Source organism: Halobacteriovorax sp. JY17 (assembly GCF_002753895.1).
In the GTDB taxonomy this organism is placed as follows: Bacteria; Bdellovibrionota; Bacteriovoracia; order Bacteriovoracales; family Bacteriovoracaceae; genus Halobacteriovorax.
Genome location: NZ_NJER01000001.1, coordinates 38,662 through 63,500 on the forward strand (window position 1 = coordinate 38,662; position 24,839 = coordinate 63,500).

At 36.0% G+C, this 24,839-nt stretch carries 24 protein-coding genes; 18 read left to right on the plus strand and 6 right to left on the minus strand.

Features of this window, described 5'->3' with window-relative positions; translation table 11 throughout:
• The first annotated feature begins 14 nt into the window (after nt 1–14).
• Complete coding sequence (locus tag CES88_RS00220) at nt 15–890, plus strand: DMT family transporter (protein WP_290729297.1); 876 nt, start codon at nt 15–17, stop codon at nt 888–890.
• Here CES88_RS00220 and grxB read toward each other — a convergent pair whose 3' ends face one another.
• A complete protein-coding gene (grxB, locus tag CES88_RS00225; protein ID WP_290729300.1) occupies nt 891–1,535 on the minus strand; it encodes a glutaredoxin 2 in 645 nt (214 codons plus the stop codon).
• Nucleotides 1,536–1,633: 98 nt separating this feature from the next.
• Here grxB and CES88_RS00230 point away from each other — a divergent pair, with 98 nt between their 5' ends.
• The 7 genes from CES88_RS00230 (at nt 1,634) to CES88_RS00260 (ending at nt 7,311) form a co-directional block, all read left to right on the plus strand.
• Nucleotides 1,634–3,505, plus strand: coding sequence for an MFS transporter (locus tag CES88_RS00230; protein WP_290729302.1), 1,872 nt, complete (start codon nt 1,634–1,636; stop codon nt 3,503–3,505).
• The gene (locus CES88_RS00235; RefSeq protein WP_290729306.1) at nt 3,502–3,924 is read left to right on the plus strand and encodes a DUF296 domain-containing protein; all 423 of its coding nucleotides are present in this window, start codon (nt 3,502–3,504) and stop codon (nt 3,922–3,924) included. The genes CES88_RS00230 and CES88_RS00235 overlap by 4 nt, the downstream gene beginning before the upstream one ends.
• Entirely contained in the window at nt 3,911–4,363 is a 453-nt protein-coding gene (locus CES88_RS00240; RefSeq protein WP_290729309.1) for an HAD family acid phosphatase, read from the plus strand. The genes CES88_RS00235 and CES88_RS00240 overlap by 14 nt, the downstream gene beginning before the upstream one ends.
• Before the next feature lie 11 nt (nt 4,364–4,374).
• Nucleotides 4,375–4,575, plus strand: coding sequence for a hypothetical protein (locus CES88_RS00245; protein ID WP_290729312.1), 201 nt, complete (start codon nt 4,375–4,377; stop codon nt 4,573–4,575).
• A 25-nt stretch (nt 4,576–4,600) separates the two neighbouring features.
• Nucleotides 4,601–5,275, plus strand: coding sequence for a hypothetical protein (locus CES88_RS00250; RefSeq protein WP_290729315.1), 675 nt, complete (start codon nt 4,601–4,603; stop codon nt 5,273–5,275).
• Between the two features lie 349 nt (nt 5,276–5,624).
• The gene (locus CES88_RS00255) at nt 5,625–6,080 is read left to right on the plus strand and encodes a hypothetical protein (RefSeq protein WP_290729318.1); all 456 of its coding nucleotides are present in this window, start codon (nt 5,625–5,627) and stop codon (nt 6,078–6,080) included.
• A 37-nt stretch (nt 6,081–6,117) separates the two neighbouring features.
• Nucleotides 6,118–7,311, plus strand: coding sequence for an MFS transporter (locus CES88_RS00260; RefSeq protein ID WP_290729321.1), 1,194 nt, complete (start codon nt 6,118–6,120; stop codon nt 7,309–7,311).
• A gap of 24 nt (nt 7,312–7,335) precedes the next feature.
• On the opposite strand, the gene CES88_RS00265 is transcribed toward CES88_RS00260, so the two are convergent.
• Nucleotides 7,336–9,327 carry a transketolase C-terminal domain-containing protein gene (locus tag CES88_RS00265; RefSeq protein ID WP_290729324.1) on the minus strand — a complete coding sequence of 664 codons (1,992 nt, stop codon included), beginning with the start codon at nt 9,325–9,327 and terminating at the stop codon, nt 7,336–7,338.
• A gap of 328 nt (nt 9,328–9,655) precedes the next feature.
• Between CES88_RS00265 and CES88_RS00270 the strand changes: the two genes are divergently transcribed.
• Nucleotides 9,656–9,895: a hypothetical protein gene (locus CES88_RS00270; protein WP_290729328.1), complete on the plus strand. Its 240-nt coding sequence runs from the start codon at nt 9,656–9,658 to the stop codon at nt 9,893–9,895.
• A 44-nt stretch (nt 9,896–9,939) separates the two neighbouring features.
• The gene (locus CES88_RS00275; protein ID WP_290729330.1) at nt 9,940–11,361 is read left to right on the plus strand and encodes an aldehyde dehydrogenase family protein; all 1,422 of its coding nucleotides are present in this window, start codon (nt 9,940–9,942) and stop codon (nt 11,359–11,361) included.
• Here the strand turns inward: CES88_RS00275 and CES88_RS00280 are convergent, their stop codons facing one another.
• Nucleotides 11,362–12,153, minus strand: coding sequence for a transporter substrate-binding domain-containing protein (locus CES88_RS00280; protein ID WP_290729333.1), 792 nt, complete (start codon nt 12,151–12,153; stop codon nt 11,362–11,364).
• Nucleotides 12,153–13,175, minus strand: coding sequence for a sugar ABC transporter substrate-binding protein (locus tag CES88_RS00285; protein WP_290729336.1), 1,023 nt, complete (start codon nt 13,173–13,175; stop codon nt 12,153–12,155). The genes CES88_RS00280 and CES88_RS00285 overlap by 1 nt, the downstream gene beginning before the upstream one ends.
• Before the next feature lie 212 nt (nt 13,176–13,387).
• On the opposite strand from CES88_RS00285, the gene CES88_RS00290 reads away from it, so the two are divergent.
• The 8 genes from CES88_RS00290 (at nt 13,388) to CES88_RS00325 (ending at nt 20,639) form a co-directional block, all read left to right on the plus strand.
• A complete protein-coding gene (locus CES88_RS00290; protein WP_290729339.1) occupies nt 13,388–15,091 on the plus strand; it encodes a hypothetical protein in 1,704 nt (567 codons plus the stop codon).
• On the plus strand, nt 15,092–15,649 hold the full coding sequence (locus CES88_RS00295) for a GNAT family N-acetyltransferase (RefSeq protein WP_290729341.1): 558 nt from the start codon (nt 15,092–15,094) through the stop codon (nt 15,647–15,649).
• 151 nt (nt 15,650–15,800) lie between these two features.
• Nucleotides 15,801–16,760, plus strand: a complete 960-nt coding sequence (locus CES88_RS00300; RefSeq protein WP_290729344.1) for a hypothetical protein — start codon at nt 15,801–15,803, stop codon at nt 16,758–16,760.
• A gap of 70 nt (nt 16,761–16,830) precedes the next feature.
• A complete protein-coding gene (locus CES88_RS00305) occupies nt 16,831–18,018 on the plus strand; it encodes an FAD-dependent oxidoreductase (protein WP_290729347.1) in 1,188 nt (395 codons plus the stop codon).
• Nucleotides 18,015–18,815 carry a DUF1338 domain-containing protein gene (locus CES88_RS00310; protein WP_290729350.1) on the plus strand — a complete coding sequence of 267 codons (801 nt, stop codon included), beginning with the start codon at nt 18,015–18,017 and terminating at the stop codon, nt 18,813–18,815. Before CES88_RS00305 ends, CES88_RS00310 begins: the two co-directional genes overlap by 4 nt.
• Nucleotides 18,799–19,518, plus strand: coding sequence for a glycerophosphodiester phosphodiesterase family protein (locus CES88_RS00315; RefSeq protein ID WP_290729353.1), 720 nt, complete (start codon nt 18,799–18,801; stop codon nt 19,516–19,518). The genes CES88_RS00310 and CES88_RS00315 overlap by 17 nt, the downstream gene beginning before the upstream one ends.
• Nucleotides 19,515–20,099, plus strand: coding sequence for a hypothetical protein (locus CES88_RS00320; protein ID WP_290729355.1), 585 nt, complete (start codon nt 19,515–19,517; stop codon nt 20,097–20,099). The genes CES88_RS00315 and CES88_RS00320 overlap by 4 nt, the downstream gene beginning before the upstream one ends.
• The gene (locus tag CES88_RS00325) at nt 20,100–20,639 is read left to right on the plus strand and encodes an NUDIX hydrolase (RefSeq protein ID WP_290729358.1); all 540 of its coding nucleotides are present in this window, start codon (nt 20,100–20,102) and stop codon (nt 20,637–20,639) included.
• Here the strand turns inward: CES88_RS00325 and CES88_RS00330 are convergent.
• Nucleotides 20,620–21,168 (minus strand): NYN domain-containing protein, encoded by a 549-nt coding sequence (locus CES88_RS00330; RefSeq protein ID WP_290729361.1) that lies wholly within the window; start codon nt 21,166–21,168, stop codon nt 20,620–20,622. The two genes, CES88_RS00325 and CES88_RS00330, sit on opposite strands and share 20 nt — an antisense overlap.
• A 20-nt stretch (nt 21,169–21,188) precedes the next feature.
• Nucleotides 21,189–24,794 (minus strand): hypothetical protein, encoded by a 3,606-nt coding sequence (locus CES88_RS00335; RefSeq protein ID WP_290729365.1) that lies wholly within the window; start codon nt 24,792–24,794, stop codon nt 21,189–21,191.
• Between the last annotated feature and the right edge of the window lie 45 nt (nt 24,795–24,839).

The window sequence follows — 24,839 nt, forward strand, 5'->3', positions numbered from 1 at the left end:
CTATAAATATTAAAATGAAAGACGTCTACTTGTACGGGCTTGGGGCAAATTTAACGTTTGCTATAGGCTCTCAAATTTTTACAATTTATTCGAGGCAAATTTCCTCTAGTTGGATGAATTGTTTTAAGGCAATAGTTGGGGCCTTGGCCTTTGGCCTATTCGTCTCATTCTTTGGCGTTTGGCATGAGATTTCTCCTAAATACTTTTCGCTCTTCTTTCTCTCTGGATTTATGGGGCTCGGTATTGGAGATATATTTCTATTAAAAGCATTTTCATTAATGGGACCTGGAAGAACTCTCATGATCTTTGGGTTTCAACCACTTCTTATTGGTGTCCTGAGCTACTTTGTCTTTGATCAGGCCCTTGATCCAAAGAAATTTCTAGCAATTTTCTTCTGTATTCTCTGTCTGGCAACCTTCTCTCTTGAGTCATTTAAGAAGTCGGGCTCCTGGGATATGAAGGCCATTTCAATTGCCTTCATAGGAGTTCTACTTGATGGGGTAGGAGTCATCATTACTCGCTATAGTTTTGATTTTAACCCAAACCTCACTGCAATGGAGGGGAATTTTCATAGGTGTCTTGGAGCAATCTTCGCTTTTATACTTCTCTCTTATTGGAAGCCTTTTAAATTCTTTGCAAAATGGAAAGAACAAGACTTTAAAGCAAAAGGAATACTTATTTTTGGAAGCCTAATGGGGACTTTTCTAAGTCTTGCTCTCTATCTAAAGGCGATCCAAACGGCTCATCTAGCAACTCTTTCAGGTATTGCTATTACTGGGACGATTTTTTCAAGTTTACTTGAGTGTATTGTGGATAAGAAGTGGCCGAGCCGTTACTTACTAATAGCGTTTATGTTCTTTCTTGGCGGAATGTATATACTGAGTCAGTAATCAATCCTTCCAAAAATCAATATGATAATCAAAGCGACATTCGGCCTTCACTCTTTGTAAGTAGTCATGAACGGCTTTAGGAAATTGATACTCTGGAAAGATATACATACCCCAAATATGTGAGGCAATCATAATGTCAAAGATAGTTAAAGAATCACTCTTATAGAATTTTTCAATTTGTGGAATCAGAGCTTCTAAATTCTTACTAAAGTTCTCTAGAAATTGAGCTTTGTTTTGAATTAATTTATTAAAGGAGCCACGTTTTAATTCCTTCTTCTGTTGAAAGTAAGCTCTTGAAGTATTATCAAACTCAGGAGTCCAGATCCAATAGGGCATACAAAGGGAGTGGACGTCGTTACCAAGCTTAGATAGTAAATCTTCAACAGACTTTCTCTCTTCTGACTGAAGTTTTTCCATTTGAAGAATATTGCGCTCGTCTATCTTCTCTATAATCTCCAAGCTTTCATTAGAGCTGAGAGTGTCCTTAAATGTAAAAATAGGAAGCATTTTTACGCCTGTTAACTTCTTTGGAGTTTCCTCATCGTTATATGGAAGGACTATTGAGTCAAATTCTATATTAAGAAGACCAAGGGCCATTCTTACTCTAATGCAAAATGGGCAGTGAACGTAGTGATATAATTTCATAGCTTAACTTTAGAACACGAAAGAAAGGCAGGCAAATATAAAATAACTATTAACATAGTGAGGCAAAATCCTTAGAATATTTATATAAGGAGTATTTTGTGTCACTTAAACTAATTAGTACTGATAGAAGGTTTTCACCACTTTTTTGGACAATGTTCTTAGGTGCTTTAAACGACAATTTCTTTAAGAATGCTCTTGTCATAATTATCGCTTATAAAAGTATTTCTCTTATGGGACTTAGTTCTCAGTCTCTTGTGGCACTTGCTGGAGGGATTTTTATCCTTCCTTTTTTCTTATTTTCGGCCACTGCAGGGCAATTGTCAGATAAGCTTTCAAAGTCAAAACTTGTAAAATACACAAAAGTTACAGAGTTTCTAATAATGCTAGTGGCCGGTCTTGGGTTCTATACCAGCAATTTCTATATCCTATTAATTACTCTCTTTCTCATGGGCACACAGTCTAGTTTCTTTGGTCCACTTAAGTATGGAATTATTCCCCAACTCTTAAAGCGAGAGGAGTTAGTTTCTGGAAATGCGGTTATTGGAGGAGGAACTTTCTTAGCGATCCTCATTGGGACAATTATTGGAGGACTAGCTGTTACGAGTGAGAGCAATTCTATCGTAATTGCTATTGGTATTATTTCTGTCGCTGCTATTGGATTTATGACATCACTCTTTATGCCAGCTGTTGAAGCAGTAGATGATAAGGTTAAGCCTGATTATACATTTTTTAAGCCAACTCTAGAGATCATAAAAATTACGATGAAGGATAAGAAGATCTTTCATACTTGCATGGGGATTTCATGGTTTTGGTTTCTAGGTGCGGCGATACTTTCTCTTCTTCCAAATCTTTGCAAAGATATTTTCAATAGCTCTGAGCAGGTCGGAACTCTCTTTCTCGCATCATTTACAATTGGAATGGGAATAGGTTCATTTCTAGCAGAAAAGCTTTCACAGAAAAGGCCAGAGATGGGAATGGTTCCACTTGCCGCTCTTGGAATGAGTATATTCTTAGTTGATATGTCTTACTCTGCAATGAATTTCAGCTATTCAACGTCTTCAGACTTATTTAATATTTCTGAATTCTTTAACCATGAATATTCATTGAGAGCTCTTTTAGATCTATTCATAGTTTCTATTTTTGGTGGAATGTTTATTATTCCTCAATTCACTTTCTTGCAGGATTACGCTCCTAGAAATATTTTATCGAGAATCATTGCTGGAAATAATATCTGGAACGCAATTTTCATGGTCTCTGCTGCTGTTTGTATTATGGTCTTATCCGGAAAAGGTATCTCTATACCTTGGATATTCTTCATCTTAGCAGTTGGAAACTTTCTATACTTCTTTTACATTTATTTTCAAAACTCTGCCGTTACACTTAGATTTATCTTTTGGATGATGTCTAAGTTCTTCTACTCAGTGAAAATTGAAGGAAGAGAGCATATTCCTGACCGTGGAGCAGTTGTCATTGCTTCAAATCATGTGAGTTTTGTAGATTGGATTATGGTGATGGCCGCATGCCCACGTCCTGTTCGCTTTGTGATAGATCATGTTTACTATTATAGAACCGGATTTACTTTTTGGTTAAAACAGGCGCATTTGATTCCAATTGCAACAAAGAAAGATGACCCTGAAATGCTAGTAAACGCATTTAAAGAAATTGAAAATGGTCTTACGAATGGTGATGTTATTGGATTATTTCCGGAAGGATGGATAACAAGAGATGGGAAGCTCAGAAAATTTCAACCAGGAATTAAGAAAATTGTCTCAATGCAACCAACTGTTGTTATTCCAATGGTAATTGATGGTCTATGGGGTTCGTTCTTCTCTTTTGAGGGGAAGGGAGTCTTAAAAGGTTTTAAATTTTCGAAGAGAGATGTTACTTTGAAAATTCTCCCGCCAGTAACCTCGGAAGAATTTGATTTTAAAGAATTAGAAAATATATTTAGAAAGGAATTGAATCAATGAAGTATGTGAAAGAGGGAAATTTAATTTTTGTAGTAATTGATAAAGGGGAAGACCTATTTGAGTCTCTCTACGAAGTTCAAAAGCAAGACGGTTTTCTAGGAGCACAGGTTTCAGCTATTGGAGCTTTAAAGAATGTCGAAATTGGCTTCTTTCATTGCAGTGAAAAATCTTATGATAGAACCTTTATAGAAAATGAAAAAGAGTTATTGGCCCTTAATGGAAACTTCACTTTCAATGAGGGAAAACCATTCTTTCACTTACATACTATTCTTGGAAATGAAGATTTCTCAACGAGTGGTGGACACTTATTTAGTGCTGAAGTTGCTGTGACTTGTGAGGTTTACTTACAAGTACATAATATGAGAATTGAAAGAAGGCCTAACGCAGATATTGGATTAAACCTCTGTGAACTCTGCTAAGAAGAGGGCAATAATTGTAGATTTAGATGGAACGCTCGCAAATTGCGACCATAGGGTTCATCATGTAGAAAAGACTCCGAAGGACTGGGTGGCCTTTAACCGGGATATGGGCCTTGATGAGATAAACTCTTGGTGCGCCGAGTTGGTCGCTGCAATGGAGGAAAAGGGGTTTAAAATTCTTCTCCTGACAGGAAGAGGCGAAGAGAGCCGTAATCAAACAGAAGAGTGGCTTGAAAAGTATCAAGTACCTTATACAGAGCTTTATATGCGCAAAGCGCAAGATTCGCGAGAAGACTCAGAGATCAAGAGAGAGATTTTTTTAGATTTTATTAGACCTGAATATGAGACATTGTTTGTTGTAGAAGATAGACTTAGTGTAGTAGAAATGTGGCGAAAGTTAAATATTACTTGTCTCCAATGTGATTGGGGCAATTTCTAAAGAGAAAATTGATGATTCCTCGAATGCAAATAGTTAAAGAAAACAATGAAATCATTTTACTTGGTGACTTCTTTGACGGTGGAATGGATCTAGATGAAGTAAGAGAGTATTTTTCAAATTGGTTAGAAAGTTATCCTCAGGCCAATATGGAAGAAACAAAACTCTTCTATACAAGTAAAGACGGTAAGAAAGAAGAATTTAAATTACAGTAATAGAATAGCTAACCAAGGAAGGTTTATGAAATTAATGATTGGCGTCCTTGCCATTTGTCTTCTCACATTTTCGTGTAACAAAGAAGAGAAGAAAGAAAATTCAAACCCAGATGAGAGATTTGTCTTTGGAAAAGAAATCGCTAAAGAGCGTGTTCTTGGAGAAGGTGAGTTTAAAGTCGCAAAAGATATGTGTCTCTCTCTTCAAAAGAAAAGAGAGTTCTTCGAAACAAGAGGGGATAGAGAATTGAGTTTTATTTTCTCTCTATCTGATAAGTCTTGTCAAAGTGACACATACTCAAGTGAAAGAGATTATAGTGTTAACTTACGAGTCCCAAGAGTTGGTGAGTTAACTTTTGAAGGGCCAAGAGGAACAAGTTTCACGGAAGATATTCTTTCTGATATTCATCCAAGCTTGGAATCAATTTGTAGCAATGTTCTTAATGATATTAATGTAACAAATATTCAAACGAGCGGAACTATAAAATATCAATATAGATTCTTAAGTTCTACTAATGGATCAATTTTAGAAATTGGAAAGTTTGCTCAAAATACAGCAGGTGCTTATATGCCTACATTTATTGAGACTTTCTCTGTCTTTTCTAGTGTCGCAGGAGCAAGAGAGGGGATGGTTCAAAATAGAATCCGAGTTACTTCTTGTTCTAACGGAAGTGCTCAGAGCTCACGTCAGATTTTAAAGTAAGCGTTCTTTGTAAGCCGTGTTTCTCACGGCTTATTTCTTCTTCCCTAGAGCTTTCATATAAAACACTTATTAATAATGTTAAGGCCAAAATTAGATAGGGAGCAGTCTCTACTAATTTTAACTTCCAGTTATCCTTCATTAACCATCCTTGGTTAAAGGTCCCTATCACCATTAAAGCAAAACGTAGGCCAATATTTTCAAACATTTCGTATGAATTTCTGGGTCACTTAGACACTAGCTGTCCCAATAAGTCACCGATGTAAATACTCTGTGAACTTTTGTCAGGTTTAATACGACCCTATTGTCTCTTTAATTTCTGCTAGATAGAAATTAATACGGAGGATATTCTATGAAGTATTTATTTTATTCAATTTTGGTTTTAGTGGTGAGTGGAAGAGTTTATGCTAAGGAAAAAATTAAGAGTGAGTTTATTTGGATAGAGTCGGGGGAAGTTGAACCATCAGACTTTGGCACATTCTCTCTTAGAAATAAAAATGGAAATACTTTTATATTGTATTGCTCTGATAATCCTTTTTATAGAAATAAGCACTCTTATATTGAGTATGAAAACTTCTATGGAATTCATGTAAAAGACTTCCTCTTTAAAGATGATCTAACTTGTCACTTCTTTAAGAATTTTCTAAATGCCACTTTTCCTGCAATTGGTGAGCGTACTAAGGTAAAAATAAAATTAAATAGAAAGACTGGTTTTATTGAAAAAGTACTACTTCCTGAGCTCGATATGTTGGAGAATGGGGACAATTACTATCAAGGAAGTTCAGAGAGAGAACTCGCTAATATATAGTTGTTGGCACTGTAGTGAATGAAGTCCATAATATCTTATGGACTTTTCTCTAAAGAAAAATATTTCTAAAATATTTGCGTTTAATAGTGCATGGATGTTTTTAATTATCCTTCCTATTATTGTTCCATACTATAGGTCTAAGGGACTTTCCATGCAGGAAGTCTTTGAGCTACAGTCATTCTTTTCTCTAATTGTTCTACTCTTTGAATTGCCGTCAGGTTATGTGGCAGATCTAATTGGAAGAAAGAATACTTTAATTGCTGCAAGTCTCTTTCACGCAGTAGGTTTCACTCTTCTTCCAAGCTTTGATACTTTTTGGGGATTAATTTTTATTCAATTACTTCTAGGTATTGGAGTTTCATTATTTTCAGGAACAGATATTTCAATTATCTATGATTCTCTTCATGCAATCAAAGATAAATTCTTTAAACCAAATGAAGCAAAGTTAATTGGAAAGAAAATATTCTACTCCCAAACTTCAGAAGCAATTGCGGCCCTTGTTGGTGGGGCCCTTGTCATGAGTAATTTAGAGACTCCAGTGAAAGTGCAGGCATTTATTTGCTGGCTACCATTTCTTATTTCTCTAACAGTCATCGAGCCACCTAGGGAGAAGATGAGTAAGAGCAGGCACGGGGATAATTGGCGAGATATTATTTCAAAACTATTCAAGAGTGGACTACTCATAAAATTTATCGTTTTTAATAATATAATTTATAGTGCTTCAACTTTACTTGCTGTTTGGACCTTTCAAGATTATTGGAAGGAACTTGGCATAGACTATCAGTACTTCGGCTATCTGTGGTGTTTGACAAATTTCCTTGTGGGGATTGTTGCTCGCTTTGCCCATGATTTTGAGAAGAGAGTTGGAAGTGTAAATATACTCATTCTTATTGGGATTTTACCTGTTATCGGTTTCTTTGGAATGGGTAAGTTTGGTGGAACTCTTGGTGTCCTCTTCTGCTTTTCTTTTCAGCTCTGTAGAGGGCTTAATCAAGTGATTCTAAAAGATGCGCTAAATGCTAGGGTAGGCTCTGAGATGAGAGCTACTGTGAATAGTATTATTGGTCTTGGAATGAGAATAGTTTTCATCCTCTTTGGTCCAATTCTTGGGTGGTTAATAGATAATAAAGGTTACGAGGTGAGCTTAACTTTCTTTGGTTATCTCTTTATCATTTGCTTCTTTATTTTTCTTCTACCATTGATCAAACTTAGAAAAGAATTTAGGCAATAAAAAAGGCCCCGAAGGGCCTACTATCTAAAATGAAAGACAAGCTTCAATAATATGATTCTCTGAAAGACCATGTAGTTCATAGAGTTCATCGGCCATATAAGCAGATTGTCCGAATTTTCCATGGTTTGCTAGAGACTTAACTCTAAATTTTACATCATTCATTGCAAGCTCATGAACAAGCATTGATCCCATCCCACCAATCAGTTGATGATCTTCAACAGTAACAAGGTTTCCATTTGTATTAGAAAGAGCAGTCTTAAATGTTTCAAGGTCAACTTTATTTGCAAAAGGATTATTGATAACAGTTGCTGACTTTCCTTTCTTAGCAAGCTCTGCCGCTGCATTTAATGCTTTTTGAACAAGTGGCCCATTTGTCACAATAGTAACATCGGAACCTTCAAGAAGGACTTGCGCTTTTCCCCATTCATAAGAGAGAGACTCTTTATAATACTCTGGGTGATTTTCTCTACCAAAGTAGAAGAGGACAGAATCAGCAACTCTTCCTGCTTCTCTTTCTCTTTTAATATTTTCAATGGCCGTGCTCATATAGCTCTTAGCTTCACTTGAACAAGAACAAACGACAGTCGTTACATGTGGAATTGACGAAGTTGCTGCAAGATAAGTTGTCGCTTGATGAGAAGCCCCATCTGCTGCATCTTGAAAGCCTGCGTGACTAAAGAGTCCAATAATTGGTGCTTGTGATAGAGAGGACATAATTAATGGAAGATTTCCTTTAGTTATCGCAAATTGAGCAAATGTATCGACAATAGGAATAAGACCTTGCTTAGAAAGCCCTACCGCAGTGTTGATCATATTTGATTCAGCGATTCCAACGTCTACGAAATTTTCTGGATAAGCTTTTTGAAAGTCGTTAATACCAGTAGAACCTTGAAGATCTGATGAAACAGAGAATACTGGAAGACCTTTTTCTACTGCTTCAATGGCCGCTCTCGCAAAACCTGGCTGCACCTTTTCACTCTTTACAGAGCTAGTCGTAGAACTCTCTTTAGGAGCTGGTTTACTCGCAAGAATTTCTTCTGCCCACTCTGAAAACTCAGCAGGAGTATTGTCTTCAAAGATTTCATCTAAGAAAGCGGTAAGTTTTTCGTCGTAAGCTTTTAAAGGGAATCCATGTCCTCCAGAGGCACTCTCTTCAGTGGACTTTACACCAAAGCCCTTAACTGTCTTGACTAATACACAGACAGGCTTCTTTGGATTCTTCTTCGCTTCTAAGATTGCAGCCTCTAAAGTATTATGAACTTTTTGAAGATCATTTCCATTCTCTTCATGAATAACATTCCAACCAAGAGTAGCTAGTGAATTAAATGTTGGCTCCATAGAAAAGGAATCAGCTTCGATTCTCCCTGAGAGCTTTGTATTGTTATCTGAAATTATAAGAACAAATGGATTCATCTTTCCTTTTGAAGCAAGTCCTGGAATTGCTGCGAAACTTTCCTTTGTTTCACCTTCCATACTTCCACCATCACTAAGGACACATAGAGTTGTTCTCTCATTTCCAATGAGTTTGTCCGCTAGGGCAAGACCTTGGGCCTGAGGAACTCCTGAGCCAAGAGGACCATTTGAAAGATAGACGCCTTCAGGGTTTAAGTGAGCTTCACCGTGGCCTGTTAATTTACTTTCAATTGATCTAAACTTTCTTAGGTCTTCAAATGTTAAATTATCAAAGCCGTAATTTGCTCTAAGTGCATAAATACCGTTTTCAGCATGGCCGGCATCGTTTACAAAATTATAATCTTCAAACCAATTTCTCTTTTTATTGCTAAACATGATTGCATGTAGGGAGGAAGACATTTCTGCAAATGCAGCAGGTCCACCCCAGTGACAAGCAGCTCCGCCAATGACTGCGTGCTGATTCATTAATGCTACTAGGCCTCTCGTTACTTTAGGACAACCGAGAGTCATCTCACTTCCGTCAATTGACTTTATAGTTGTTGAATATTTTGGATCGTTCTTTGGTGTTTGCGCTAATTTATTCTCTAAATTAAGAGGTTTCATCTATGGTTCTCCGATTGAAGATGTTTTTATGGGTAAAGGGTATTCTCTTTTTGATAAAGTGTTAAGGCTTAGATGTTGCTTACTGCGATAAAGTGTTGAATTAAGTTGTCATTGATATCAGTGAGTTAAGTTGGCACTCTAAGTATTTGTTTCTAGGCATATGTAAGAGATCTTATTGAATCGAAAATTATGATGGTAATAAGAGATGTTTCATAAGTGTCTTAAATTAAAGAGTTGTAAAGAAAAAGTTAATTTTTGCTTAGTTTTTAATGCGTAGTGGCGATAAGATAGAGAGTAAGAAGTATTCTTTGAGTGGGAGGACTTTAGAATGTGTGATGTTTGTAAGGCCGAAGGGCTTGATGCTGAATTTAGAAATGGCGAAAGATTTCGTATCTCAGCATCTAAATTATATCGCGTTTTTAAAGGACAAACCGCTGTGATAAAAGTCTGTCCACTCCATGACATTCAACTCTTTATGTTAGGTGAACAAAAATTTCTCTTAGAGAATTTAGGTTTTTTAAAACATCTTAATCAACATAGAAGAAACTTCGTATCAAAGAGTTTCTAGCCGAAGTAAGCGTCTCAATTTATACTATGTAGATTGGAGACGCTATGGAAAATCAAAGTTCATTTATTAATGGGAAATTCTCAAAAAGTTCAGTAGATAAACTCATCGTTAAGGATAAGTTTACTCTAAAAGAGATCGCTCAGATTTCTCTTGCTACTAATGATGATGTAGAAGAATCTATTGTATCTAGTGAAAAAGCTTTTCAGAAATTTTCAAAGTATTCTTCTGGACAGAGGTATGAATTATTAGAAAACTTCTTTCAAATTTTTAAATCTAACGAAAAGAAATTAATCAATTTAATCGTTCAAGAAGCTGGAAAGCCAATTTCTTATGCACGAAGTGAATTTTCTCGCTGCGTGGAAACACTTCGGTTCGCGCTTGAAGAGACGAGGAGAGTTGGGGGCGAGGTCGTACCAATGAACTTCGGTCCTTCTACAGGAAGGCAAGCATTCACTTCTAAGTTTCCAATTGGCCCAGTGATTGCGATTTCTCCATTTAACTTTCCTCTTAATTTAGCTCTTCATAAAATTGCTCCAGCTTTGGCCTCGGGATGCACAATTGTTTTAAAGCCTTCTCCTTACACTCCCTTAACGAGTTTACTACTTGGAGAGATGGCCATTGAAGCAGGTTATCCAAATGGGGTGTTGAATATTATTATTTGTAGTAATGAAAGCAGTGAAGTGTTGGTTAGAGATGAGAGATTTAAACTTCTATCTTTTACTGGGAGTCCTAAGGTTGGTTGGTATTTAAAAAGTATTGCAGGAAAGAAGAAAGTTGTTCTAGAACTTGGTGGTAATGCTTCCGTAATTGTTGATGAGACTTGCAATATTCAAGAAGTAGCAAAGTCTATTGCAATGGGAGCTTTTCTCTACGCAGGTCAAATTTGTATATCGACACAGAGAGTTTTTATTGCAGAGAATAAGTATGAAGAGTTTAAGAAATGCTTAGTAGAAGAAACTTCTAAGTTAGTTAGTGGTGATCCGCGGCTAGAGGAAACAATTGTTGGACCAATTATTGACCGCGTACATATTGAAAGAATTCTATCCTGGCTATCTGAAGCAAAGAAAAGAGGAGCAAGTATTCTTATAGGCGGAGAGCTTAAGAGTGAAAGTTCTCAAATTCTGACTCCTGCAATAATAGAAAAGTATCAGCATGATGATCTTATTAATTGTGAAGAGATCTTTGGCCCAGTAGTTCTTATTAAGCCTTTCTCATCAGACGCTGAAGCCATTGAGCTTGTAAATGATTCGCGCTTTGGGTTACAGGCGGGTGTCTTCTCTAATCGTTTGGACTTTATTAAGAAATGCTTTTTAGAAATTGAAGTTGGTGGAGTTATTGTGAATTCTATTCCTGGATTTAGAGTTGATCATATGCCTTATGGGGGAGTAAAGGACTCTGGACTTGGGCGAGAGGGGATTAAATACGCTATTGCTGATATGACAGAAGAGAGGCTTCTCGTTTTTTAACTATCTCGTGAGCACAATATTCCAGTCTATAATATTATATTTCTTTAAAAGTATCTGCAGCTTTCCACTTTTTCGGTACTGCTCTACAAATTTATTTAAGTCCTTTTCAATAATAGATTGAATAGGAAGTGACTTACTACTTACAAATTTTAGAGGATTATAGCCCGATATTGATGTAGGTGTTAAAACCACTTTGTTTTTCTTGGCGCTCTTTGAATAGAAATACTTTAAAACATTATAGTCATCAATGGCGTAGTCAGCTCTTCCAAGAGCAACTAAATCGATGAGTCTATCGTGGATGCGAGAACCCGTGATAAGTTGTATTGAAGAGGAATCTTTATTCAATTTACCAACTTCATTGTAAATTATCTCTGAAGCTTTACTTCCTGGAGTTAGAAAAAGGATTTTATCTTTTAAGTCAATGAAGTCCAAGACTACTGGGTTCGTTCCAGTTCTTGAAACTATACCCGCAGAACTTACTCCAAGAGTTACGTCGTAAATAATAAAGTTAGAATGATTTCTCACATCAAGAGAAGTGAAGAGGGCAAGATCACTTACACCACTTTTTAAATTATCGTAGAGACGAGCATAGGGAGTTGTTTCAAATTTTACTTTTATGCCATGTTTTTTAAAGAATAGGTCGAGTAGGTCTACGATATAGCCTTTCTTATGATTTTCTTCAGTACAGTAATAGGGGCATGAGGAAGAGAGCGCAATTTTATAAGTTCTCTTCGCACTTACATTGAAGCTCAAAAATAAATAGAGGAATATAAGAGCAAGTGCCTTGGCCATTAGTCTATTCTCTGTACTTTGTTATTCCACTTATTTTTATTCCATGGAAGAGAAATTCTTTTGGGGATGTTGTCTTCCCATCCTGTGAAATACTTAAGAGTTGTAGCGGTTACCGGGAAAGTTGGAATGAGCATTCGCTTTGCTATTTTCTTTCCTTTTAAGAAATCATATCCGGCCTGCATACTCTCTCTTCCTATTTGTGAACAAAATTGAGCACTGTTAATGACTGTTAAATTATTCTTTAAAATATTTTGAATAGAGACGGGGTCTCCGTCAATTGTCGCTACCTTTATTTCATTTCTCTTGGCCTTACTTAGCACTTCAACAATAGGAAGACCTCCACCATCATTAATTGTAAAAACCACATCGATACTTTTTTCCTTAGGGAAGTCTTTTAGAATTTCTTCACCTACTAGCTTTCCCCCAACAGGCTCAACAGCAGTATATGTTTTGATTATTTTATAGTTTTGCCCAGCTTTCTTAAGAGCATCAATAAAACCTTCCACCCTCTCGATAGTACTGGTTACTCTTGGATACTCTACAATAACTAGCTTTATTTCATAATCATTTGGAAAGAGAGATTCTATATATTCGCCATTTAATTTCCCTGCCTGATAATTATTAGAAGTGATGAAACTTGTGAGTTCTCCACCTAAAATATATTGGTCGTAGGCAATGACGGGAATTTTTAATTTATTGGCCATTTGAAGAGGGCCTATTAGAGCAGAATTATCAGTGGGCTGAATGATAATAAGATCAACAGGGCTTCTATCGTGTAAGACTTTATAGAATTGCTTTATTTGTCTCTTTGCTCCCTCGCGTCCATTACCTGCAACGTAGGCTTCTATTGAAATTTTGTCTTTAGTTGTTTTGTTAAGGTGCTTGGCCCTCTCTTCAACACCTTTTCTCATTGCAACTTGGCCTTCAATATCCATCGACCAATAGAGCGCTGCAACTCGGTAATCCTTTGCTGAGACCAGTAATGAATTTGTAAAGAAAAGTAATATAAATAGAATCTTCATAGCATTACTCCTAGAGCCTTCTTAATAATATCCTCTCTCTGGATGAAGGTCTATTTAAAGATCTCTTAAGATCTCTTAAGGTCTCTTGAATTATCAGTAGTTTATGTGCATTTATTGTAACCCCTTTAATAGAATTAAGCCTTTATTTTTTTCAATAACTTGGTCAAATAGTGAAAAGTTTGATGTAATTCGTCACACTAAGGGGAATATTTGTGAAATTAGTCATTTATTTAGTAAGTAGCGTCTTATTTACTGCATCTTTAAGTTATGCGGGTAATGAATCTTGGGATAGTGCTGATTGGACACGTAACTTTAAGTTACCTATAGGGTCTACGAGGGAGAATATATACGAAGTCAGTGAAGCTGAATTCGCTAAGCTTAAGCATAATGGTTATCTTCACGCTCTTCAATATCCAGTGACCGTGACGGGTCTGCTAGTTCCAATTGAACCCCTACGTGATTTCTTAGAAGCTGATGAGAAGAATCCACTTCGTAGATTAGTTGCAAAAATAGCGAAGAAGAGAGTTGGATTTAGTTCAGTTCAAGAGATGTATGATTGGATTGGTTTGAATCCATATAATGACAACGAAGAAGTAAGTGGCATTTATCAAATACCTTATCCAGGTGGAGAGATGCCAGACTTTCCAATGGGCGTGACGATTATGAACACGAAGAAAGGGAAGGGATTAACTTTTAGTTGCGCCACTTGCCATACTTCAAATCTCTTTGGAAAGAGCGTTATGGGACTTACGAATAAGAGAGTTCGTGCAAATAAATTCTTTCACATGGCAAAGCAAACGGTACCTTTAATTCCTAGTAAAATTTTTCAAGTTGGAACTCGTGCAACAGAGGAAGAGAGACTTCAATTTAGAAGAACAAAGTATAACTTAAATTCTATTGGGGCGATTGAGCCTCAAGTCTTAGGCCTTGATACTTCTCTACCTCAAGTCGCCCTGAGTTTAGCTAGAAGAAAGAATGATGAGTACGCAACTAAGAGTAAGTTTCTCGAGAAATTTCCAAGAAGAAATGCTCTTGATCACTTTGTAGCGGATTCAAAACCTGCCGTTTGGTGGAATCTAAAATATAAAACACGATGGCTCTCTGACGGATCAATTGTTGAAGGTAACCCTATTTTTACAAACTTTCTTTGGAATGAGTTAGGAAGAGGAACGGACCTTAAAGAGTTAGAAAGTTGGATGCAAAATAATACTGAAAAAATTAGAGAATTAACGGCAGCCGCTTTTTCTACAAAGGCTCCTCGTTGGACAGATTTCTTTGATGCTTCAACTATTAACCTCTCTTCTGCAAAAAGGGGAGAGAAGGTCTTTGAAAAAAGCTGTGCCAAATGTCATGGTAGTTATGAAAAGGCATGGAACTTAGAAAATGCCGAAGAACTTAGTGAAGTAGATATTTTGGCAACAGTGAAAGTTAAGTATCATGAGAAAACTCCTGTGAAGAATGTAGGGACAGACCCTCAGAGATATCAAGGTATGCAACACTTTGCTGATCGCTTGAATGAACTCAAAATATCTAAGTGGATGAAGACTAAAGTAGAACCACAAGAGGGATATGTCCCACCACCACTTGTTGGTATCTGGGCAAGGTATCCATACTTTCACAATAATTCTGTTCCAACTCTTTGCGCTCTTTTAACAAAGGTTGAAAATAGGCCAAAGAGTTTTATTCAAGGTCCGGCGGTAGATAAGGAGTCTGACTTTGACAGTGAGTGTGTGGGGTATCCAGTTGGAAAGAATATTCCAAAAGAATGGTTAAAAGATAAAGATGCTTACTTTGATACGTCAAAGCCAGGTCTTAGAAATACAGGGCATACTAAAATGTTCTTAGACAAGAATGGAAATGAAATCTATTCTGTAGCAGAGAAGAAAGACTTAATAAACTTCTTAAAAACATTGTAGATGAATATAGACTTTAGAGAAATTCACACTTCTGACCTTGAAGATATTTTAAGTTTTACGGATTTGTGGATTGGAAAGAACTACTTTGGTAGAGACGAACTTCTAGAGATTATAAACCTTGGACAGAAGAATGGAATAAATACATCACTGAAAGCTGTCTCTGATTCTGAAGAACTTGCTGGTGTGAGACTCACTCTTGCTCCAGGGAATTGGGTGAACTCTATGAGAGGTCTATCAACGGATCTTTGGAAGGTGGAGGCAAGCTCAGTAGGTTACTTTAAAAGTCTCTTTGTGAGCGAGAATTTTCAAAAAATGGGTATCGGAAAATCTCTTTCTACCTTATCGATAGAGCAATTAAAAAAGGTAGGCGCAAAGGCCGTGATATGTCATTCCTGGTTAGAGTCTCCTAGTAATAGTTCCCAGCGCTACCTTATTAGTATGGGATTTCAGCCTGTTAAAGAATACCGAGAGTTTTGGTCGGAAATTGATTATCACTGCACTAAGTGTGGACCGGCAAAATGTTTGTGTACAGCCATCGAAATGATTAAGTATATATAAACTGATTCTTATTAGCCGATAAGTTGTTGTGACTTTTAAAGCTTTAAATTACTTATTATTTATCACTGTGAGTATTTTACTCACGTCTTGTTCCTCTATGAACTTTAGAGAACTCTCATCTATATCCTCAGATCTATCGTGCTCATCTTATATGAAGAACTTTATTAAAGGGAATAGAGAAGAGTATTTGGCAAGCGATGACTTACATCAATTAGTAAATCTTGATGAAGACCTCTTTGAAGTTTTTAAAGCGCAAAGACTAGACGATCTAGTTAATGAGAGAGTGAGAAGCGAGTATAAAAGTCCTCTTGATAAGATCGCTCACCTTGAGGCCATCGTTGAATTTAAAATGAAGTATCCAAGCCTTTCAGGATTTCAAGATAATCACAGAAAGCTTACGGAGAAAATGCTTAAGAAATTAACCAAGGCCCTAGATGGAGTTGACTTCAATTCAGATTGGACGCTAAGTAAGTACCGCCGTTTTATTTTTAAGTACTATTCCATTATGAACACTCACCGAGAGGTTCCTCTTAATTTTGATTCTTTTAAAGTTGCGACAAGGGATTTTATTATTAAAAGAACGGAGCAACAAATCCTTATGAATCATGTTGCACCAAATATTTCGGTAGTTTCAAAATGGAAGAATAGGACAAAGTTAATTCTAAGCTTACTCTCTAATATTACGATGATTCATAATGTTGGAACGTTCTATACTTTCTACGAGCTTAGAATGTTTACTCCTAGCGATGAGCTTATTGAAAAGATTTACCAACAGGGGATACTTCCAAACTTAGATGAATTGATGGCAAAGTACAGATTGCTCGGAGGCGCAGAGTTGACCTATAATGAGCTTCGTCCCTATCTCGTCGTGACGGGCCTTGCAACTACAGCTATTGCCATAATTAATGCTTATCAAAATGGAGAGCATATTATTGAAAATACCGCCAAAGAGTATCAGGATGTAGTCTATAGAATTATCGGAATGTTTTCCTCTTCAATGTCAGAAGCACAAAAGAGTAGCTTGGTTCATAAATTTGAAAAAGAAGCTAAAAATAGCTCCGCCGAGAATCAGGAGTTTTATACTTCGGTCATCGAAATTCTCACAAAATAATCTTATTTCTTCTAACTGCACTTCCAAGCCATGGAGCCATATGCTAGGCTTAACTATTGTGAGGTAATTTATGAGTGTTTCGCTTTGGCAAGATCGTTCTAAAACGAGTAATTCAGCTATATCAGAGTTTGATATTGTAATCATCGGTGGCGGTATCGCTGGAGTCTCAACGGCCTATTGGCTTATACAAGAAAATGAAGGGTTAAAGATAGCTCTCGTTGAAAAGGGACAACTTGCAGAAGGGGCAACTGGAAGAAATGCAGGCTTTATTACATGTGGTTCAGTAGAGCATTTTAATAGACTTGTTGGAAAACATGGAGCTAAAGAGGCCTTAGAGATTTGGAAGTTTTCTGAAGATAATCTTGCTCTTTTACAGGAACACATTATTAAAGGCTCAGCCGCAGATATTCAATTTGAGAAAAATGGAAGCTTTTCTTTAGCATCAACTGAAGAAGAATTTATTGAACTAAAGAAATCTTACGAAATAATGAAAGAGCTGGGAATTGAAGTAGAAGTTCTAGGTCAAGAAGCGATTGAAAATAGATTAAATGCATCGGGGTTTGTTGGAGGAATAAAATATATCAATGATGCCTCTGTTCACCCTGTACTACTACTTGATAAGATCTACGATCAATTTCGTGATGATAAGAACTTTACTCTCTTAGAAAATAGTGAAGTTTTTAATATAGAGCAGGTAGGAGAGAATAAGAGAGTGCATACAAAGTCAGGACGATTAGATACTCCGATCGTTATTATGGCAACCAATGGATACTCAGCTCAGCTACACCCATTCTTTGAAGATAAAATTTATCCTACAAGAGGACAAATCCTCGCAACGGAACCCTTACCCAAATTATTAGAAGGCCCTTGTTATGCAAATTTTGTTCTAGATTACTTTAGACAAACTCCAACTGGAGAAATTGTTATCGGCGGTTTTAGGCAATTAAAGAAAGATACAGAGGTTGGGTATAGTGATGAGGTTACAGATGTTATCCAAGAAGCTTTGGAAGATTTCTTGAAGAAGCATATACCATCAATTAAAGAAAATAAGATCACTCATCGATGGTCAGGGATCATGGGCTTTTCTGCCGATGGCCAACCTATGGTAGGAGCCATTCCATCTGATCCTCAAGTTTACTTTATTGGAGGGTTTACTGCGCATGGAATGGGATTGGCATTTAATTGTGGTAAATGCCTTGTCGATGTTCTCTTTGATAGAGAGATTCCATCATTTATCTCTGCCAAGAGGTTTGCGTGAAATTAGAAGAGTTATTAGATTTTTTTTGGAATGATTATATTTCGATCACTCCTATCGCTAAGAGTATTCACCAGTTATTAGAGGAGAGAGGCGAAACGATTTACAATGATCATGTTGCTTTTAGAACTCTTGCCGTTCCTGGAATTGGACTTGAAGCATTTTCCTCTTTCTTTAAGGAATTTGGGTATGAAGTAAAAGGGCAGTATGACTTTGAGGTAAAAAAGCTGAATGCTATTCATTTAGAAAATATTGAAAATCCAAAAATGCCAAAGATATTTATAAGCGAGCTTAGATACCGTGAATTGAGTGATTCATCAGTATCATTAATTGAAAGAGAAATTTCTAAGATTAAGGGTGTCTCACTCTCTGATTTAATTTCTAAGAAAGATGTTTTCAATATTTCAAGCTCTGAGTACGAAAGCTTATTGAAAGAGTCAGAGTACGCTGCCTGGCTTTGTGCTCTTGGGTTTAGAGCAAATCATTTTACTGTCCTTGTAAATGAACTCAAGTCATTTAAAAATTTAGAAGAATTAAATGCTCTTTTACAAAGAAATCACGTTCCTCTAAATACTTCTGGAGGTTTAATTAAGGGAAGTCCTAATGTTTATTTGGAGCAATCGAGTACGATGGCGAGTAAAGTTAAAGTCAATTTTTCAGATAAAGAGCTTTTGGTTCCTACGTGCTACTATGAATTCGCTCTTCGTTATTCTATGTCTAATGGTGAGCTCTACCAAGGTTTTGTCACAGACTCTGCCGATAAAATCTTCGAAAGTACAAACCATGAACTGGATAAGTAAAACTCCTATTGGCCATAGAGGGCTGCACGATCAAGATCATCCTGAGAATAGTCTAGGGGCGTTTGAAAAAGCGATAGAGGCCAATTATGCAATTGAGTTAGATATTCGCCTCACTAAAGATGGAAAAATCATTGTCTTCCATGATATTGATACAGAAAGAGTTGTTGGTCAGAATGTAAAGATTAGAGAAACAGCTCTAGAAGACTTAGAGAAAATGAGTATTTTGAAATCTAAGTACACCATTCCATCTTTAGAGAAAGTGCTTGAACTTGTCGCAGGAAGAGTTCCTCTTCTTATTGAAATTAAAAATGAATCCTCTGTGGGGGGTCTTGAAGATGAACTCATTCGAATTCTAGATTCATACAAAGGAATATTTGCTATTCAGTCTTTTAACCCTCTCTCTCTTAAGCATATTTCAACCAAGAGACCAGATTATCAAATTGGTTTACTAGTAGGCTCTTTTAAGAAATCAAAAATATCATTCTTAAAGAAAATTGTTTTGAAGTATATGCTTCTAACTCCATATTTGAGTCCTGATTTCTTCTCCGTAGAGTATGGAGTAGATATTTGGATGCAAAAAGCGATGATGAAAATTTATAAGAATAAGAAAATTATTTATTGGACCATTACGAGTAAAGAGAAGGCTCATCAACTTCTAAGAGAAGGTAATGGAATCATATTTGAAGGGTTTAGTTTTAAATGAAAAAGAAAATACTTATAATATCTCTACTTCTTTCAGTATCTGCTGTAGTCATCTATCTCTTACAGGGAAAAGATGTTTCTATGGAAGTAGATCGTGAAAAAAGTCCGTCAATTTCTTCTCCAATCACTACTGATAAGCAAGTTATTCAAAACTCTAAAGAAGAAAATTCTCCTAGAGTCGAAGAAGAATTTGATTCTGCTCAATTTGATAAGTATTTAGAAAAAGTTGAAGATGATTGGTATAAGAGCATGGAAGAAGTTTTTCTTGATAAGAACTCAAAAGATGACAGAAATCTCAAAGAGTATCTGAAATTAAAAAAAGGTTACGAGCAAGAAAGAGAGAAGAGGTATGAAGCTTTTCATAAAATGATGGAAGAAAAGTATGGACCAAATTACTCGTACTCACCGTCAGAAGATGAAGAGATGTTTAATGAGAAATTAGTAAAGATTTATGAGACCAACCTTTCTAAAATTATTGGAAAGAAGAAAATGGTAGAATATTTAAAAGTAAAAGATTCCTTCAATCAAAATCTAGAGAAAGAGGCGCAAGGAAGTAATTCTTATATTTTAATTGAGTTTTAAATGTTGAAGAAATGGAAAACGAATAATTATCAGCACATTCTAAAAACTTTCGTCTTTAACTACTTCAAGGCAGATAGGGAGAACTCTACAGGTGAATTAAAGGGTTCTTTCGATATTCTTGAGTGTCGTAACTGGGTCAATGTCTTTGCTTTCAATGAAAGAGACGAACTTATTCTAGTTAAGCAGTATAGGCATGGAATTGACGATCTAACTCTTGAAACGGTTGCAGGTGTTATTGAATCTAGCGAAGAGCCTTTGACCGCAGCAAAGAGAGAGTTACTGGAAGAGACTGGTCACTGCTCAGATGAGTGGAGCGAACTTGGGAGAGTTTCCGCTAATCCGGCCTTCATGAATAATTACTGTCACTACTTTGTTGCTAGAAATTGTAGGGAAGTGTCAGCTCAAGATCTAGATCCTTTAGAAGAGATTGAAGTCTTGAAAATTTCAATGAATGAGGTTGAAGATAAAATAAGAAGTGGTGAAATTCACCACTCCCTCTTTTTGGCCGGAATAGGCCTTCTTAAGAATTCTTTACCGTAGCTTTCTTCTTTGTCGATTTCTTTACGGTCGGCTTATTTGATCTCTTATTAGGAGACTTTAACGTAAACCAATCTTCACTTGTAATTGGGTGAAAATAATCCGCCTCTTCAATAAGTAGGTGATGGGTCGTTGACTCAATGGCCGCAATTTCAACTCTAACACCTTCAGATTTTAAGTGACTTACTAGTTCTATATAATCAGAGTCTCCAGACATGATTATAATGGTATCAACTTTCTGTGCTAATTGCGTTGCTTTAATCGAAAGTGGAATATCTGCACTCTTATGGCATGGTCTAACAGAACCATGGTATTTATCATGGAGTCTTTCGGCCAGCTTTGAAGAAATATTCTTTCCCTCTCTAAAATAGATAAGTCTATTAAGCCCTCTGTTAACTAAGAGTCTAGGTATTAGAGTATCAAAATTTAGCATTGTTGATTGTTTTGAAGATTCGGAATGAATACTTCTTTCAATGTTGTTACCATCAACTAGAATGGCAACAGATTGACTAATTTGAACTTCATTGTTCATTAGTGCCCCCTTTAAGGTTTCTACTGTCTATACTGTAACAAGTTATAGAGTAATGCACCAATATTCAGTCTTTGGGCCTTAATATTTTCCTCGTACATTGGGTTAAAATGTAATTGGAAGTGATATTTCAAAACTTCTGAAGTCGTTGGAATCTTCATATTCTTTACCATATAGTAGAAAACTGTCTTTGTTAAAACTTTCTTCCATCCATTTAGGTCTGCCATTTTTTGAACTGAAACTTGGTAGATAAGAAAAGCCTCATCTAATTCTTTCGTATCTATAACATTGTCATTATTTTTATCAAATCTTACAAATGTAGATTCTATATTTAGCATCGCTCCTATAAGTAGCGTGAAATCACGCTTGGCCATAGGAATTTTCTCATCGTCAACATCTCGTGCAAAGCCCTCTGTCTTTTGGATAAAGTCGATAACAGACTCTTTACTTTGAGTCTGATAGTAGCGCGTGAGTTTTGGAAACATTTCTTTGTAGTTAAGTTTATTTAGCCAAATTTCAAATAAGTTCTTTCTATAACAACTAGTCTCAAATGATGGTTCTTGTTCCGTTCCTTGATTTGGGCAATAGTCCTTCATCTCGTGCATGACTTCATCAGTAAGTGAAGAGGCGATAAGTACAATTGTAACAAACTCCACACCCTCATCAAGTCCAAGAGCATTGTCTCCATTAGAAGTATTTTGAAATAAATCAGATAAGAGTATAACGTTCTCTCCAAAAGTTTCAAAGTTACTAGTCCATAGACCAAACTCTTCAAGCACTGGTCTTAGATCTTTAAAGAGCATGTTGATTCTTGGGATATCTACAACATCTAGGCCATCTTGTTTAATGGTATAGCCCTTTAGAACAATATTGAAAACATGCTTAATGATTGAAGTTAGAACGTGACCAAAGCGGGTTCTTCTATACTCTGTTCCAAGGTATTGAATAAAGCGAGTCACTGGCTTTCCATCTAAATCTAGTTTTTCAACTTTAAAAGTATAGTGTCTGTACTTAATAACACTGTCTAGAAAGTCTCTTCTAAGAGAGAGAATTCTATTAAGTCTTATTCCTGGATAATCTTTAACCTTAGCGAGGTGAAGCCATTTTATAGGTTTTCTGTCTTGGAGTTCTTGATCAAAGATTTTATATGTTCTTTCATTAAAGTAAGTAACTTCTAATCCACTTCTAATATATTCGAAGATCTCCGCTATATTATTAGCTGTAAAAAGGTGAACGGATGGAAAGTCATTTGGGTTCAATTCTGGATTTCGAATTAAATGAATAATTCTACCCTTAACATTTACTAAGCTGCTACTAAACTTTGTATAATCTATTCTGTCTTCTTCATTGGTAATATTGCTATTTAAGAACCAATCGACTGCGACAAGTAACTCTGAAGCCTCAAAGTAGTGTAAGCTCTCATCAATAATTAAATTCTTTTGGATTTGTACAAAAGAATCAAGCAAGTTCTTATAGAACTTCTCATTATCACTTTCTTCACTAAAATCAGTGTTAGTTAGAGTGAAAATGGTCTTAGCATAAGAGCTTATATTGGAAGAGAAGTTCAATAGTTCTTTAAAGGTTAGGAACTGTCTTGTACCACCTAAGAGGATCGTTTTTAGAGGTGCAATCTTTTCGATAATATCGGCAACACTATCTTTGTCATTATCACTTTTAAAGATTACAGAAACACTCTTAGCGATTTCTTGGTAATCTAGATTGTGATTAATCCCTTCCAGGGTAGGAAGATCTCTTTGAATTAAGGCCTCTAGTGATTTGGCTTTTGCTTCAATCTCGTTAGCGAATAATTCTACAGAAGTAGGGTCTGTTTTGGCGAGGTCTGACTTCTCTTGGTAGAATCTTGCAAACTCTATAACTGACATACCTAATTGAGTGAGCTTCAAGGCCGACTTGATCTCAGTAATATTGATACTGTCTGGAGTTGTTGTGAGAACGTGTTCCTTAAGTGTCTTAGTGAAGGCCTTGATTTCATCAGAAGTGAGTTTTACGGCCCTTACTCTTGATGAGTGCGACTCGTCTTCTTGGAAAAGTTCTTCTAGGATAATTGTTAGATCATCTATGTTAAGGGCTTCTGTATCTCCATCACTTATAAGTAGAGGAAAGATTTGATCAAGTGTGGATGCGAGAAAGTTCCACTTCTTTGAACTATTTCTTTCAAAAGAGCCATTCATATATCTCATGTCAAAATAGAAAGATGCAAGACTCTTTGCCTTTCCTAGAACAAGATACATTTCATCATTGGTAAGTAAGTTCTTTTTTCCGCCAGCAACCGCAATCTTTAGTCCAAAAATTGCGTCAATAAATTGAACGTTAAAATTAAGTGAGTCTATTTCTTCTGTAAGTGTTTTTACAAAATTTAAGATATCTACGTTCGCTGGAATTCCTCCAAACCTTTGCATTTCATTAATGGCTTTCGTGGAAAGATCTTCTACATATCCTACAAACTCTTTCTTTATCGCAAGCTTCTCTTCAAAAGTCTTCGAATCAATATTTTTGGCGAGGATCTTATGCTTCTCGTACCCATTCATGGCATCAAGAGATACATTTAAATAGTTTAAGAGATACTTGAACTCTTTATAGTTAAAAACTTTGCTATTTCCACCAATCAGGTCTTTCTTTAAACTATTAAAGATTTTCTCATAATCTCTGATATTGAAGTCATCATCTTCCGATCCGATCCTCTCAAAGAGAGTATAGAGATCTTCCATATTAAAAATTTCTTCATGGTCTTTTAATGGGAAGAGAGTATTTCTAAAACGGTTTATGATATCTGTCTGAAATCCAATATATCTAGTTCTATCTTCAAAATGATAATCTTTAAGAAGAAGAAAATCTGTCGCCATTAAAATCAGATTTGGAATTTTTCTTATAGCTAGCTCTATTTCAGAGGAAGTTAAAATCTCTTTAGTTCCACCAAAGAATAACTTCTTTATAAAGATAATCGCGTTGGCCAATTTTTCATCAATAACATTTGATCCGAGATTAAGCCTCGTATTTAATTCTAAGAGAAACTTCTTGAGATTTATTTGTTTCGCAAGCGTATCTGGTTTGCTAATAATTTCAAGGGAAGTTTTACTAAAATTCTCTAACGCTTCTTTTAGCTCTGCACGTTTCTTAAAGATCTTTATACTGTCTTTTTCTTTTTCCATCTCGCGAAGAGTCTTAGTAATGACCATCGCATCTTTATTTACTGTTACGAGTAGTTTAAAGAGTGGGGTAATATTATCTCTATTTATTGAGTTGGCTTCGTCTTTTAAGAGAAGCATATTAAGCTCAAAGATTAATTTTAGGCCTTGAATAATGGTATCTGTGTTTTCTTTGAAAAACCTTCTTACAAAATCAGAGAGCTCTCCCTCAGATATTGTTGTCCTGTCGTTAGATCTAACATATCTACTAAATTGCAGGAAATTACTTTCTAAACAAGCTATTTGCTCTTCAATATTTGAATCTAGAATATCTCCAAAACTATCTGGGTCTAGGTCACAGGCAGCATTAAGCTCATCGGAGACAAAGATATCCTGATCCTTAACAGGCTCATCATTCAAAAAGCCACACGAGGAGACAATTGAAAAAATTAATGTGAGTAGTAGTATTTTTAAACTCTTCATAATATCTTTGTTAAATTAAGTATTCTTAAAATTTAGATGATAAGT

What these genes read in the sequence shown, in the direction of transcription:
- CES88_RS00255 (WP_290729318.1), top strand. Translation starts at nt 5,625, where the DNA reads ATGAAGTATTTATTTTATTCAATTTTGGTTTTAGTGGTGAGTGGAAGA.
- CES88_RS00325 (WP_290729358.1), top strand. Translation starts at nt 20,100, where the DNA reads ATGTTGAAGAAATGGAAAACGAATAATTATCAGCACATTCTAAAAACT.
- CES88_RS00235 (WP_290729306.1), top strand. Translation starts at nt 3,502, where the DNA reads ATGAAGTATGTGAAAGAGGGAAATTTAATTTTTGTAGTAATTGATAAA.
- grxB (WP_290729300.1), bottom strand. Translation starts at nt 1,535, where the DNA reads ATGAAATTATATCACTACGTTCACTGCCCATTTTGCATTAGAGTAAGA.
- CES88_RS00305 (WP_290729347.1), top strand. Translation starts at nt 16,831, where the DNA reads ATGAGTGTTTCGCTTTGGCAAGATCGTTCTAAAACGAGTAATTCAGCT.
- CES88_RS00270 (WP_290729328.1), top strand. Translation starts at nt 9,656, where the DNA reads ATGTGTGATGTTTGTAAGGCCGAAGGGCTTGATGCTGAATTTAGAAAT.
- CES88_RS00295 (WP_290729341.1), top strand. Translation starts at nt 15,092, where the DNA reads ATGAATATAGACTTTAGAGAAATTCACACTTCTGACCTTGAAGATATT.
- CES88_RS00220 (WP_290729297.1), top strand. Translation starts at nt 15, where the DNA reads ATGAAAGACGTCTACTTGTACGGGCTTGGGGCAAATTTAACGTTTGCT.
- CES88_RS00330 (WP_290729361.1), bottom strand. Translation starts at nt 21,168, where the DNA reads ATGAACAATGAAGTTCAAATTAGTCAATCTGTTGCCATTCTAGTTGAT.
- CES88_RS00260 (WP_290729321.1), top strand. Translation starts at nt 6,118, where the DNA reads ATGGACTTTTCTCTAAAGAAAAATATTTCTAAAATATTTGCGTTTAAT.
- CES88_RS00265 (WP_290729324.1), bottom strand. Translation starts at nt 9,327, where the DNA reads ATGAAACCTCTTAATTTAGAGAATAAATTAGCGCAAACACCAAAGAAC.
- CES88_RS00335 (WP_290729365.1), bottom strand. Translation starts at nt 24,794, where the DNA reads ATGAAGAGTTTAAAAATACTACTACTCACATTAATTTTTTCAATTGTC.
- CES88_RS00285 (WP_290729336.1), bottom strand. Translation starts at nt 13,175, where the DNA reads ATGAAGATTCTATTTATATTACTTTTCTTTACAAATTCATTACTGGTC.
- CES88_RS00245 (WP_290729312.1), top strand. Translation starts at nt 4,375, where the DNA reads ATGATTCCTCGAATGCAAATAGTTAAAGAAAACAATGAAATCATTTTA.
- CES88_RS00280 (WP_290729333.1), bottom strand. Translation starts at nt 12,153, where the DNA reads ATGGCCAAGGCACTTGCTCTTATATTCCTCTATTTATTTTTGAGCTTC.
- CES88_RS00250 (WP_290729315.1), top strand. Translation starts at nt 4,601, where the DNA reads ATGAAATTAATGATTGGCGTCCTTGCCATTTGTCTTCTCACATTTTCG.
- CES88_RS00320 (WP_290729355.1), top strand. Translation starts at nt 19,515, where the DNA reads ATGAAAAAGAAAATACTTATAATATCTCTACTTCTTTCAGTATCTGCT.
- CES88_RS00275 (WP_290729330.1), top strand. Translation starts at nt 9,940, where the DNA reads ATGGAAAATCAAAGTTCATTTATTAATGGGAAATTCTCAAAAAGTTCA.
- CES88_RS00315 (WP_290729353.1), top strand. Translation starts at nt 18,799, where the DNA reads ATGAACTGGATAAGTAAAACTCCTATTGGCCATAGAGGGCTGCACGAT.
- CES88_RS00300 (WP_290729344.1), top strand. Translation starts at nt 15,801, where the DNA reads ATGAAGAACTTTATTAAAGGGAATAGAGAAGAGTATTTGGCAAGCGAT.